The sequence below is a fragment of the Mesorhizobium sp. CNPSo 4661 genome (assembly GCF_057784215.1).
Genome location: NZ_JBWGIO010000019.1, coordinates 1 through 12690 on the forward strand (window position 1 = coordinate 1; position 12690 = coordinate 12690).

8 protein-coding genes and 1 pseudogene are annotated in these 12690 nt (G+C 59.9%); 3 read left to right on the top strand and 6 right to left on the bottom strand.

Translation table 11 applies throughout. The annotated features are described in order from the left end of the window. Positions 1-162 precede the first annotated feature (162 nt). Positions 163-2133 carry a relaxase/mobilization nuclease RlxS gene (gene rlxS, locus AC0YKC_RS26150; protein ID WP_488513164.1) on the top strand — a complete coding sequence of 657 codons (1971 nt, stop codon included), beginning with the start codon at positions 163-165 and terminating at the stop codon, positions 2131-2133. A gap of 1183 nt (positions 2134-3316) precedes the next feature. Here the strand turns inward: rlxS and AC0YKC_RS26155 are convergent. From AC0YKC_RS26155 to AC0YKC_RS26175, 5 genes and pseudogenes are all read right to left on the bottom strand, one after another. Further along, positions 3317-4447: a PAN domain-containing protein gene (locus AC0YKC_RS26155; RefSeq protein WP_488513165.1), complete on the bottom strand. Its 1131-nt coding sequence runs from the start codon at positions 4445-4447 to the stop codon at positions 3317-3319. A 28-nt stretch (positions 4448-4475) separates the two neighbouring features. After that, positions 4476-6053: a hypothetical protein gene (locus tag AC0YKC_RS26160; RefSeq protein ID WP_488513166.1), complete on the bottom strand. Its 1578-nt coding sequence runs from the start codon at positions 6051-6053 to the stop codon at positions 4476-4478. A gap of 320 nt (positions 6054-6373) precedes the next feature. Then, entirely contained in the window at positions 6374-6583 is a 210-nt protein-coding gene (locus tag AC0YKC_RS26165; protein ID WP_488513167.1) for a sunset domain-containing protein, read from the bottom strand. A gap of 107 nt (positions 6584-6690) precedes the next feature. Beyond that, positions 6691-7179: pseudogene (locus AC0YKC_RS26170) on the bottom strand (thermonuclease family protein); the annotation flags it as partial. 612 nt (positions 7180-7791) lie between these two features. Further along, positions 7792-8292, bottom strand: coding sequence for a hypothetical protein (locus AC0YKC_RS26175; RefSeq protein ID WP_488513168.1), 501 nt, complete (start codon positions 8290-8292; stop codon positions 7792-7794). A gap of 1028 nt (positions 8293-9320) precedes the next feature. Here AC0YKC_RS26175 and AC0YKC_RS26180 point away from each other — a divergent pair. Both AC0YKC_RS26180 and nopM read left to right on the top strand, forming a co-directional pair. Further along, positions 9321-9758 (top strand): VirK family protein, encoded by a 438-nt coding sequence (locus tag AC0YKC_RS26180; protein ID WP_488513169.1) that lies wholly within the window; start codon positions 9321-9323, stop codon positions 9756-9758. A 754-nt stretch (positions 9759-10512) separates the two neighbouring features. Beyond that, entirely contained in the window at positions 10513-12258 is a 1746-nt protein-coding gene (gene nopM / locus AC0YKC_RS26185) for a T3SS effector NEL-type E3 ubiquitin ligase NopM (protein WP_488513264.1), read from the top strand. A gap of 39 nt (positions 12259-12297) precedes the next feature. Here nopM and AC0YKC_RS26190 read toward each other — a convergent pair whose 3' ends face one another. Further along, a complete protein-coding gene (locus AC0YKC_RS26190; protein WP_488513170.1) occupies positions 12298-12588 on the bottom strand; it encodes a hypothetical protein in 291 nt (96 codons plus the stop codon). Between the last annotated feature and the right edge of the window lie 102 nt (positions 12589-12690).

A 12690-nucleotide genomic window follows, 5' to 3' on the forward strand; every position in this document is an offset into this window, starting at 1 on the left:
GGCGGGGGAGAAGGCCGATCGCGGAAGGCAAGATAAAGACACAGCCTCCCAGAGGCGGCGAAATGTTTGTCTGCACATCGTTTTCTCCGGAGGCTGTCTCCTGCGTAAGGAGAGATGATTGCCGCAAGTCACTGATTAAGCTTAAGATTAGCCGGAGGCTATATGCAAGATGATGAATTCCGGCCGAGGCTGGGCAAGATCGGCTCGCGCGGCTCGAAGGCTGGCAAACGCTTCGTCGGCCAGTTGCGCGCCGCAATCAATCGCGCCGGCGGCAGGACTGGCCGTGGCGGCCGCTTCACCGGCAGTCGCGTAGGACGCGGCGGGCCGGCTGCAGCGGTGCTGAGATCGCGCGATCGACATGCCGCGTTCCGCCAGCGTCGGGTGATGGTCAAGGCACGAGTCGTGAAGCTGGCCGGGAAGGGTGCTGACGGCGCGCGCGCCCACCTGCGCTATCTGCAGCGCGATGGTGTTACCCGGGAAGGCGAGCCTGGTGAGCTCTATGGCGCCGACAGCGACCGCGTGAGTGGCAAAGACTTCCTCGATCGTGCCGATGGCGACCGGCATCAGTTCCGCTTTATCGTCGCCCCGGAAGATGGGATCGAGTATGACGAGCTCAAGCCACTGACGCGGCGGCTGATGGACCAGATGGAAGAGGATCTGGGGACGAAACTCGACTGGGTTGCCGTTGACCATTTCAACACCGGCCACCCGCACACGCATATCATCGTCCGCGGCAAGGACGATCGTGGCGAGAATCTCGTCATCGCGCGCGACTACATCTCGTCTGGCCTGCGCGAGCGCGCGGCCGAATTGGTCAACCTCGATCTTGGTCCCCGCACCGACCGCGAGATTGAAGAGCGCCTGCGCCAAGAGATGGAGCAGGAACGCTTCACCAGCATCGACCGGCAGCTGCTGCGCATGCGCGACGGCGATGGACATCTCTCGCCGTATAGTCGCGATGCCTTTCGCCAGACGCTGCATCAGGGCCGCCTGCGCAAGCTGGAGCGGATGGGCCTTGCCGAGGAGGTGAGCTCGGGCCTCTGGCGCCTCGATGCCGAGATTGAGGTGACGTTGCGCCGGGTCGGCGAGCGCGGCGACATCATCAAGACCATGCATCGCGAACTGACCAGCAAGGAATCCGCCCGCAGTGCGGCTGATTACGCTGTGCATGATCGAGCGGAAGCGCCGACCGCAACTATTGTCGGTCGCGTGGTCGCGCGCGGTCTTGCCGACGAAATCCGTGACCGGCATTACCTCGTCGTCGACGGCCTGGACGGGAAAAGTCATTACATCGATATCGGCAGGGGCGGGGCGACGGAGCCGACGCCCGACGGCTGCATCGTGCGTGTCACGCCCAGGAGCGCCGAGCCCAGGCAGATTGATCTTGCGATCGCCGACATCGCCGCTGGCCATGGGGGTCGCTATTCAATCGACATTCACCTCAAGCATGATCCCTCCGCCACCGAACGCTTCGCCGAAACCCATGTCCGGCGGCTCGAAGCGATCCGCCGCGTGACCGGGGGCGTGGAGCGCCAGCCGGACGGCACCTGGATAATCGCGCCGGATCATCTCGACAGTGTCACACAATACGAGCGTCGGCGTGCGAAGGTGGAGCCCGTGTTTGTCGACAAGCTCTCCGCAATCCCATTGGAGCGGCAGGTCGGTTTTGACGGAGCCTCCTGGCTCGACCACGAGCTGGTTTCCGACACGCCGGAGACCTTACGCAATTCCGGGTTCGGCCGAGATGTGCGGGAGGCGCAAGCCCGCCGTCGGCAGTGGCTGATCGCGCAAGGCCTCGCGCATGAAGAGCAGGACCGGATCGTCTATCGCGCCAACATGATTTCGATCTTGCGCCAGCGTGAGATGAACCGAGTTGCCAGCCAGCTGTCTGATGAGCTCGGGCTGGCTTATGCCGAGGCCAAGCCTGGAAGTCAGGTCCAAGGGACACTGCGCCGATCGGTCGAGCTCGCAAGCGGCAAATACGCGGTGATCGAGAAGTCGCGCGAGTTCACGCTCGTTCCATGGCGCCCGGTGCTCGAGCGGCACGTTCGCAAGGAGGTTTCCGGCGTCATGCGTGCGGAGGGGATTTCCTGGACGATTGGAAGGCGAAGAAGTGGGCCCAGTGTTTCGTGATTTGAAGCACAGAACCGCCCCCCGGCGTCGCCTCTAGTTAACCAGTTAACTTATCTGAGCAAAGGTAGGCCTTGAGCGACTAAATGGGCAACATTATCATTCGTTTAACCCCGACAGGCTGTGCGTTTTGGCGCGAAGATGGTGGCGAAAAGCGCACGAGCGCTTACCTGAAAATGATGATACGCCTCGATCCCGCGACCGCCAGTCCAGCCGCGCCGCCTGCCGTACCGGCCTGGGCGCTTGCCGTCGGCGGCGCGTTACATGAGGCCGACCGCCTTCGAGGCCGGCGCCGCTTGGGCGCGCTCGAGAGCCTCGCGCGGGCGCAACCTGCATGGGCCGGGGCCTGGCGGTAGCGGCTGGCGCTTCGCTCTGCCGCCGCGAGCATGCCGCTCGCCGAGCGCTCAGGTACTGCCGCCTTGCGCGATGCCTGGCAGCTTTGCCCGGCCGGCGCCGATCCCGCCGGCGCCATTCTTGCAGCGTTGCTTCATATGCTTTCCCGCGCCATCGTGCAAAATTCAAGTGGTGGCCGAAACCTTTCTCGCCCCAGCAAGACGTTAAACCTTATTGCTTTCCGAGCTGAAGGAGCGCATCCGCACAGCTCGCCTCCGGGCCGCCTCCGTGTCAACCAAGACCATGCTCTATGCATCGGCCGCGACAGATGATCGAGGCAAATGCCCCGTCAGTCGCAATTAGAACACGGGCATCGGCTCAAATGAGCCGCAGGGTTTCCCAAGAACATCTGCGCGATCCTATGGAGGCCTCGCGCCTTATAGCGGAGTTCAGCAATGGCAAGTATTATTCCTTAGGCCTCATCTGTGGACGAGCTGGCTCGGCGGCTTCACTCTCAGCCTCGAGGTATGAGATCAGGGTCTCGAGCTCAGAATGTGCTCGGCGAACTCATGGGGAAGGGGAACGATATACCGTGTCGGCCGCCGGGTTGTCATGGTTGTGGGCGTTCGCGCGCGTCATGCCCTCAGGGTATCGAATTGCCAGCGCGTATGGGGGTCGAACGTAGCGCAACAACTGGGTCTGGAGGACCTCCGTTCCCCGCCGGACTATGTCCCGGAAGACCACTTCCTCGACAACGCGCTCGTGGGTGTTGCTCAATCGGGGCCATACCCGGCCACACCTCATCTCGAATGGAATCGTGAGCATTGGTGGCGGCCTTACGTGCGTCGGCTCATTAGTTGCCGGCAGCCTTCGTTCCGGAAGCCACGCCCTTGAAGACAGAGAGCGAGGACACCTGGTCCAGCATCGAGCACATGTTATTTGGGCTATCGAAATTGAAGCCCATGCATTTCTGGTCCACTGCGCACGCGGTCACGCAACTGGCATAGTTGCTGGGCTCGTTCGAATAGGAATCGCCCACGACAACCGTATTCTTGTAGAAGACGAGGCTGGAATACTGCACCTTGCTCGCGACTGCGGGCTTTGCCGCCATGGCGGCGTCCGGAGCTCTGACTAGGATCGAGGCATCGCCTTTCAGGAAGCACGCGGAATGCTTCTTGTCATAGGTGATGGCTTGGCATTGTTCGTCACCTTCGCATTTGGTTTGGCATTGATCGAATGAGAGACTCATGAGCGGCATCCCCGGCAGATCGAAGCCCATGGCGTCCCAACCATCCTGCGCGATGAGTTTCTTGGCCGCTTCGGCTCGTCCAGATGGGAGCTCGAAGTCTGCCGCGTTGAAAGTTTTGCCATCCAGCCACGCACATTTTGATGCAAGCTCCCTGGCGGAATCATCGTTCAACCCAACTGATGCGAGTGTCGCTGGTGGCGCGATGGGAGCCTGGGGCGCCGCCGTTGGCGTCACCCGGTTTACGAGGTCTGTGTTGACGTCCACACCGTTCACAAGCCGACGGGTATAGCACCACGCCCGATCCCAGCTGGGATCGTTCTCTTCGGTGAAGTAGTGCCCCGATGTAAGCGTCCAGTGAGCACCCCCGAAGTCAACCTCCTTCGTCAGGAACTTGTTGAAATCCTCGGTCACCTTATCAGGCTTGCTGGGCAGCGGTGCTGGTGGAGGGTCGGCCGGCTTCGCTTCCTTAGGTGGATTGGTTCGGTCCGACTTGGGTTGTGTGGTCGTCTCGGACGGATCGATTCTGTCGGTGCGCTTCTCGATCGGCTTATCTGGCGCGACTGCCGGTTTAATCTCTCGCCCGAAGAACAGCGCTGCCCCATATCCAATGCCGACGGCTGCGACCGCCACGGCAGCGCCCGTCATCATCCTACGGAAGGCATTAGCGCGAGCCATCCTGTCATACGCTGCAGCTTCAGCCTCCAGAGTGGGAATGGCCGCTTGCTTGACGACCAAGTCGACCGCCTTTTCGAGGAGTGCAGTGTTATGCCGGACCAGCACGTTTGCGACCGCCCTTTGCTGCTACCTTGACGAGATCCACGACCTCGGCCGGCAAATCCTCGTTCAGTGCTTTGCGCAGCGCGTCTGGATCGTCGGTGAGGACTGGAATATAGAGAATCTCCTTCACCACTTTTTCGACCGGGATCTCGACGCGCTTTTCCACTTCCCTGTCCACCGGCACTTCGACCGGGACTTTGACAGTGCGCACTCGGCGCCAGCGCCATCTTAGAAGCAGCCGCCTGACCAGACGCGACAGCCGGTTCTCGGAACGAGATTCAGCCTGTGCAGCGATGCGCTGCAGGCCGAGAGCCACCATCGCGGTGATCGGTCCGGCAAGCCCGGCGATGACTGCAAGCGAGCCAAACCAGATGGCCGCTATCTTTCCTGCCTCGCCTTCGCTTACCTGTTCAGGCTTTTCGCTGTACCACCGCGCTGCAATTCGCCGGATCTGGTCAGTCCGTGCCAGCGGGATTCGCCTTTTCTCAAGCCCGTTGAGCTGCTTTGCAATCTCGTCACGTCTCGTCTGATTTGCCGCAAGCACCTTTCCTTCGGCCGCTTCGGCGGTCTGCGCCGCGGAGAGATCTTGTCGCGCTTGAGAAATCCGTCGTTCCCAATCGGCCGCAATCTCGTCCAGTGACTTTTCCAGATCCGCACGCCGATTTTGCAGCACCTGCTTCTGTTCATCGGTCATCTTGGGGCTTTGAAGCCTCAGCCGGTCGAACTCAACGCGTGTGGCCGCAATCTGCTGATCAAGGTCTTGGATCTGCGGGTCGTACTTTGCCTCCGTCTTCGTGCGCGGGTTGGCGAGCTTTCCGATCTCGTCTTCCCAGCGCTTTGCCGATGCCGCGTCGCCGCTTTCCCTAGCGTCTTTGATCCGTTCGACGTAACTGTCTCTTTGTCGCTCAAATTCCTCGACTGCTTGCTTGACCCTGGTGTCTCTTTCGGCGACCAGGTCCGTGCGCCTTTGCTCCTGATCCTTGAGCTGCTCTCTAGCCTTTGCCGCCTCGGATGTCAGTGCGGTTGTTGCCTGCAGTTCCGCGTCGACATCGCCGATGCGCCCTTGAATTTCCTTTCGCGCATTGTCGGCAAGCGTACCAACCTCCTCCAGATCGGCCTTTGCTTTACTAACCTGATCCGTCTGTTTTGCCGCTTCGTCCGAGGCGGTCAGCTTCGCGTTTTCCCGGGTGAGAGTGTCGATCTCGTCGGCCATCTCCTCGTATTGCAGTTCACGAAGGGTGCCGGCGCGCTCCAGGCCCAGCAGCACGGTTTCAAAAGTGATGCCGGCAAGCAGGAGCAGGAAGATCAAAAGCACGGGCTTCCAGAACCACGAGGCACTGTACAGAAGCGTTGCGATCGGGATTTTGGTCAGTTCGGCAATCGAGACAATGAAGAACGGAGCGCTCGCCAGAACCAAGTCCATTGCCGTGGCCGATTGGCTGGCTTCGAAGGCTTGGACACCCAAAGCCAAGCCGGTGGCCAATCCGATGATAGATGCTGTAATCTCAAGCGCCCAAGCGCCACGGTATGTCCACTGGCCATAGCTGGCCAGCTTTTGGCTCATGCTTGTATTCACCCGGCGCCCCCGCCTTTTTACTCTCCCATTCTACCCTGCCATTTAATTGCTGGGCTTGCATCAGGAAATTCTCTGAAACGGGACAAAGCGGTCCACAAGATGGAAATATCGTTACTACGATCCCGGCGGGTTGCCTTCCCTTCGAGTAAGCCGACAGACAGAGCCCTCAGACATGACTTCGCCCGCTCCCCTTTTCGTCTGATCGAGAACGCGAATGAACGAACCAAATTCAAGAACCCGGGTCAGCTGCTTTGTTTGCGCGCAGCGACCGAACAGGGTGTCCCAAAAAGTGGTCCCGTCCGAAGAAGTTAGCGCTTTGATCTTCGCCAACCCGCTGCGACAGCCTCGGCTTCCGAACAAAACCACCTTTCCCCCTTGGCTGGGCTGATCAGAGTGGCGCTGTAATATTTTTGTCCGGGCATATGATAAATGCGTTCGCCCCGGGCCGATATGTTGCCCTTGATGTTGCAGGCGGCATTTCCACCGCCGAAAACCGAACGCGGGGCCGTTGTTGGCACGTCTTCATTGTGTTGTGCTCGCCAGTCCACGGTGTTTGAAAAGACCCCCTCCACAAACCGGCCCTCGCAGCCTCGGCTTTCGATTGTTGCGGCGCATATTCCCCGTGGCTGTACTTGGGCCAATCGAGAGCTTGCCCATGCTCGACCATCCACGCCGCCACGTTGGCGCCGTCGGATCGCGCGCAATCTCCGACGAAACGCCCGTAGCGATCCCATGTAACGAATGAGCAATGAACCGTCGTGGAGGCAGCCAGGTACTCGTCCAAAGCTTGGGCGGAACGCCGGCCGCAGGGATATTCGAACCCCTTCGCGTCATCGCAGTACTGGCGGCTCTCCGGCGCGTCGATCCCGTTGAGACGAATTCGTTGACCATGCACCTCAATCGTATCGCCATCGATGACCGAGGCGACCCCCGCAATTGCGACTGGCTTCGGCTTGATCAGGTTTTGCAGATTGATCTCCGGCAGCGAACCGGTGTTGTGCATCACAAATTGCGTCACCAGGGCGGCGGCCGCCGCTACAGTTACCAGGACAAGGCGAAGCGGCACATTTAGCCAAGGGCTGGCGCGAGGGTGTTTGGCGTCGAACTGCTTCATCTGCTTCTAAACAGCCTTTTGAGCAGTCTCCAGAAGCTGACGGTGGTGGTGCGGTTATAAACCCGATTGTAAGCCGCTCGCTTAGGGTCGGTGACCCATCCCATTCCGCGTGGAGCTTTCAGGCCGAGTCTCTGTTTTACCATTCGCTTGACGGATGTCCGGGCCGCAATGCTGCGTTTAATGCCTGGTCTGCGGATTCCGAGTTTCATTTTGTTCCCCTATCTCTCGCAACCCACGCCATCATGATCACCGTCTAGGCGGTTGGGGTCGGACTGGCCGACCGCAACGGGCCCTTGGACAACCGGGTTGTTGCCCCTACCACCGGCGCAGTCCAGATCGGGGCCGTTACTTGGTACGGTAGATGCCAGCTGCGGCGCTCCGCGGTATCTTTGAACGACAGCCGTCATCCGTTGCCCGTCGCCCTCGATCTTCGTGTTGTTACTGCTGGGGTTGAACGGGTCGACCGTCTGCAGAAGTTGGTTCTGGCGTGTGGAGTCGCCTGCCGCCAAGGTCACGGTATCGTAGTTGTTGAGGTAGTCGGCCGTGCAGCCGCTAACACTCAAGGTGACGATCGCGACGCACGCAGAGGTTTGCCTTCGCATTGCGTCGCCCCTATACCGCGGAGGGATTGATGCCGGCTGATTTCAGCTTCGCTCCAAGTTCCGCTCGCGTGGCGCAAGCCGCCTTGTCACCAGCAACGCATTTGTTGTTCGCATCCTTCCAGTCCAACAGCGAGGTGTTGATCCAGCTGCCAGGCGCGCGTGCAATCCCATAGGGCGTAGTTGGTGCCCCGGGCGCGATCGACGCTGCTGCGGCCCCCGCTTGTCGATGCGGCGCACGCTTCCAGCCATTAATGATGAGACAATTCTTCATGAAATTATCCTCGGCAATTGCATTTCCCAGAGCGTTGCCAATCCCGGCGCCGGCGACAAATCCTGGCGACCCGATGGCAATATACCCTTGGTCGACCGACCTTTTTTGCAGTTCGCATTGTGCATGGGCGACGTCGAAGCTCGGCCCATACCCGATCTGAAAATAGTCTGCTTGATTGCTAGTTTGACAGCCGCACAGCGCAGCAGCGGCACAGAGTGCCAGCAATGCTTTTATTTTCATACCCCCAGCCCTCCCACGGCTGAGGCCAGCATCTCTCAAGGCAAATATTAGCGCAAGGCTAATTCTGTTCTGGTAGATGCTCGTGGGTTTCACAACTTTGCTGTAGCCTGGCATTGTCCAGGTTTTGTGGGCGCAGCCAAGCTGGGCAGCCTTTCGCCCTCCCGCCTAGCGGGTCGTTATGCGCCCAATGTTGGCAATCGCCGATTATGCGCGCAACGACCGTTTCGAGGCGCGCCGCCGCAGCGCGCCGACGATGGCCAGGCGATGGGCCTCGGCATGGGGGTCTACGGTCCCAGCAAAAGCTATCTTTCGTTCGGCTCGGGCGTCGTCAGCGGCAGTTGTTCCGGCACGGTCACGCCGATCCGTTCCGCACCCTGGTTTCGCTGACGGGCTCGGGCTTCTGCTGGAAAGGGTGCTGCGCTCGGGGACGCAACTGCGCTATGGGCCGGGTTCCGCATGGGAGCGCTTTCCCACGCTGCAATTCCCAATGGTAGGTTCCTCCGCTGCCCAATTCTGAACAGCGATGCCGGCGCAGCGCTTCTCGATCGTCCGAACGTTTGGTCAATCCAAGATCCCACAACCGGTGGTGGACAGCGACCTGGGGCCTGGCAGAGTGAGGTTGCTGACCAACAACTATGTGCCAATCACGCTTGTTGTTGCGACGCCGGGCGCCGCGGCGGGGCCAGAGGGCGGGGCTCGTCAGCTTCTTGAAAGCTTGCCCGAGTAGTTTTGCGCCTCGGTGATCTACAAACGTGAGGCTAGCGTGGACGTACCTAATTTCAGTCTATTGCATCCGGCATGGCGGGAGACGAACTACGCCATGCAACGGCAGCAGTTGGGACATGCCAAGTGGGAAGGCTTTGAGGAGCACTTGCTGTGCGGGGCGCGCCGCGCCGCGCCGATGCCGACCTTGTTGGAATGATCCATGCGCCTCGAGATCGCTATCGTCACTGCCGAAAGCAATCGGCATTGGCCCCAATAGCGTCGGTAAGCCTTCCCTTCTCAACGTTACTATATATGAGCCATCTATGAAATCTATGCTACTCGCCCTGTCCGGGATACTTTTGGCTACGACTGCAAATGCTGCCAATGGCAGTCATATACTAGCAAGCCTTCCCGAGATTGAGCTTGCGCTGACTACCGGCAAGCAAGTGGATGTTACTGTCGATTTAAGTTTGTGTACTCCAGCGACTGGCGATACGCCGCCCACCAAGACGCGAGGAGGCATTCGCATAGATGCGTATAGGATCACTTCTGACGGCACCCTTGCTTTTGCGGATCAGCACTTTACGATTGATCGTGACGGTAAGCCCATTATTCAATTTCTTCGCTACCGAATTCGGTCTGACGGTGACGCCGAATTCACCATGGTCGTATTCAACATGCCAAGCTATGAGAAAAAAGGTAACAGCTTGGCCTACAAGTGCGCGATCAGTCGCGGGTTGAGTTTCTTCGCTCCACAGTGATCGCCGCGGGCGATGTCGGATTGGCTGAGGAAACGCGTTGACCTGCGGCGGCACTGTAAAGGTAACAGCGGTCGATGCAGGGATAGCTAGCCGGGACGGCTGTAATGCGTGACGATGATGCCGCGGGCCGCCAGCTTGTTCTCAACTATGCCCACGGACGTCTGCCGTAACCGGCGGCAGTCTGCCATTCCAACCTTTGCCGGCCTGTCCACTAGAGGCTCCAAGCCGCCGGCAATTCGGCGAACCGTCTTCCGGTTGCTGCCCAAGGGCAATCGCTGACATCCACTGTCGAAAGGTCGACGAGTAGAGAAGTACGACGTCTCCAAGCTTGACCAGCGCTCCGCTTACTCTTTTCGGGGCAGAGCAGGATTGGGTGGCGATTCGCCGCCGGTTCCAGGGCGCACCCGGCGACCGCGATCCCGAGCAACTGGGGAATATTCAAACGGCACTTCTGAGGAGAATTACTCAGGCGTCAACACTCGTCAGCTTTTCGACAGGTAGGCCTGTTAGAAGCAGAGCGCTTCCATGTTGACGGGCCCGCAGACGGATCTGGTCAACGACATGGCAGGAAGCCTCGCAGAAGTATCGATCCATTTTGCCACAACAGATTCGTGCAAACCGTAGGGCTCGCTTTGGGGTCGGGAGCCGCAGCCACATGCATGCTCTCGAATGTCATGCGCTGCGGAACCACCTGCTTCGCGGCCTTGAGGAGCGGCGGGCGTACTACTTTGTTCCGACGACGGAGAAGGTATTGATGAACACAGGACAGGCACAGCGGAGCGCAAGTTCTTCCTCGGCGCCTTCTGAAGAAGGCGAGCAGGAAAGTTACAGCCGCGGCGTCACCCGAGCCGTGGCGGATTGGGTCGAATTCTTGACGGGATACCGGACGCCCACCTCCGCGCGCACGCAGATCCTGGACAACTGGGTTGTCGAAGAGGGGCAGGGCGATGCCGAGAACCGGCGACAGGCGCGCGCACGAATTAGGGCTTCCGACAACACGGCCTCGCATTCGCTAGATTTGTCCAGCCTCTCCCTGACCGCTTTGCCCGCCGAGCTGCCGCCAAGGTTGCTGGAACTGCGCGCCAGCCACAACGAGCTGATCAACCTGCCCGCTGGGCTTCCACTTGGTCTCCAGCGTCTTTTCATTAGCCACAACCGATTGACTAGTTTGCCGGACGCTCTTCCCGCGACGCTCTCTCAGCTCGAGGTGGCCGATAACAGCTTAACCAGTCTGCCGGCCAACCTTCCAGCTGGGCTCGAGATGCTGAACGCAAACGGCAACAGACTAAGTAGTCTGCCAGACGCTCTCCCCAGCAGGCTCACCTCGCTCGCGGTTAGTGGCAATCAGCTGACCAACCTGCCCGAGTCTCTCCCATCGGGGCTCATTGAACTCGATGTCAGCAGCAATCAACTGGCCAACCTCCATGACCGTCTTCCGAGCACGCTCCAATCGCTCAATCTTAGCGGCAATCGGCTGACCAGCCTGCCTGAGGATCTTCTTGAGGGTCTCGTGCCGCATCTTAGTCTCAGCTACCCGCATTTAGAGAACCTCGAATTCTCGGATAACCCGCTGCCGGACGACGTCCTCGCTAATCTGGTGGCGGCTGAAGCGCCGCTGCAGCCTGCGCAGCAATCGCTATATGAGGCTGCCGCGCATTGGCTCGCGGAGGACACGTCGGCGCTGGGCGAATGGCAGCACTTTGCGGATGAGCCAGGCGCCCAGGACTACGCACAGTTCCTGGATCGGTTACGAGGCACTGTGAACTACGGTAATGACGAGTTTCGGCAGGCAGTGGCTCACGATTTGCGGCAGGCGGCGGCCAATCCGAGATTGCGTGAGCAGTTTTTTGCACAAGCTTCCGAGGCCAACGCGACCTGCGAGGATCGTGTTACCTTGCACTGGAACGGCATGCAGACCGCGCGCCTCAATTCTGACGTCGAGGACGGGATGTATGATGATCGGCTTGGCGAACTGATCCAGCGCGGCCGTGTCGCGTTCCGCTTGGACGCGCTAGACGAGATCGCACGCGACAGGATCAACGTACTCGTCAGCGACGACCCGAACGTGGACGACATCGAAATCTACTTGGCCTATCAACATCGGCTGCGCGACCCGCTAGAGCTCAGTCACGTCGCCCCTGACATGCGTTTCCTGGCGGTCTCTCACGTAAGCGAGGATGATGCGGCGCGGGCGCTGGACCTGGTCCGTGAGAGGGAAGCGAACCAGTTCACCGACTACATGGCAACCCGCTGGCAACCCTGGGAGACGGTGCTGAGGCGCATCGCTCCGGAAGAACATGAAGCGATGCAAGATCGGCTGGTCGAAGCCATGGGCGAAGAGTTTCAAAGCCGCTTGGATCAGCGAATGGCCGAGCATAGTATGCTGGGCGACCCGGATGCCGAGCGGGTGCTCGGAGCCCAAGTTCGAAACGAAATCGCTGGCGAGATCAAACGCGAGGTCATGCACCGGGTGCTCGCAGACCGTGGTCTCGAACAATGAGAGTTCCCAGCCCCGCGGGGGAAAGCGTTGAGGCCATTGCTACATAGAAGACGGGTTGCAACGAGTGCTGGCGCCCGCATCGCCGAAAACATGCTCGGCCGCCGGAAAGCTGCGGTCGCGCACTTCCTGCGCGTGAGCCGCGATCGCCGCGATTTTCGGCCCAGATTCGTCAAGCGCTATGCCGATCTGGGTAAGACTGCCGAGGCGCCCATACAGCCTAAGACGGCTAATGCTTCGGCCACCGAATAGAAAATCGCAAGATGTGTGGCGCGACCATTTTCCATTGCGCTCGAGGCGGTAGGCGTCGCTATGCGCTTGCGGTTCGTCCACTCATGAATCGCTCCCCAAGGAAGCGCGCGTTAGCGGCCAATTCATGACAGTTCCGTGGGAATCGAGCAACGACGTCCGTCAAACTCGTGATCGCCGATCGCA

Bases quoted from the DNA above. Each gene is read 5' to 3' on its own strand.
- AC0YKC_RS26175 (WP_488513168.1), bottom strand. From the start codon at position 8,292: ATGAAAATAAAAGCATTGCTGGCACTCTGTGCCGCTGCTGCGCTGTGC.
- rlxS (WP_488513164.1), top strand. From the start codon at position 163: ATGCAAGATGATGAATTCCGGCCGAGGCTGGGCAAGATCGGCTCGCGC.
- AC0YKC_RS26180 (WP_488513169.1), top strand. From the start codon at position 9,321: ATGAAATCTATGCTACTCGCCCTGTCCGGGATACTTTTGGCTACGACT.
- nopM (WP_488513264.1), top strand. From the start codon at position 10,513: ATGAACACAGGACAGGCACAGCGGAGCGCAAGTTCTTCCTCGGCGCCT.
- AC0YKC_RS26160 (WP_488513166.1), bottom strand. From the start codon at position 6,053: ATGAGCCAAAAGCTGGCCAGCTATGGCCAGTGGACATACCGTGGCGCT.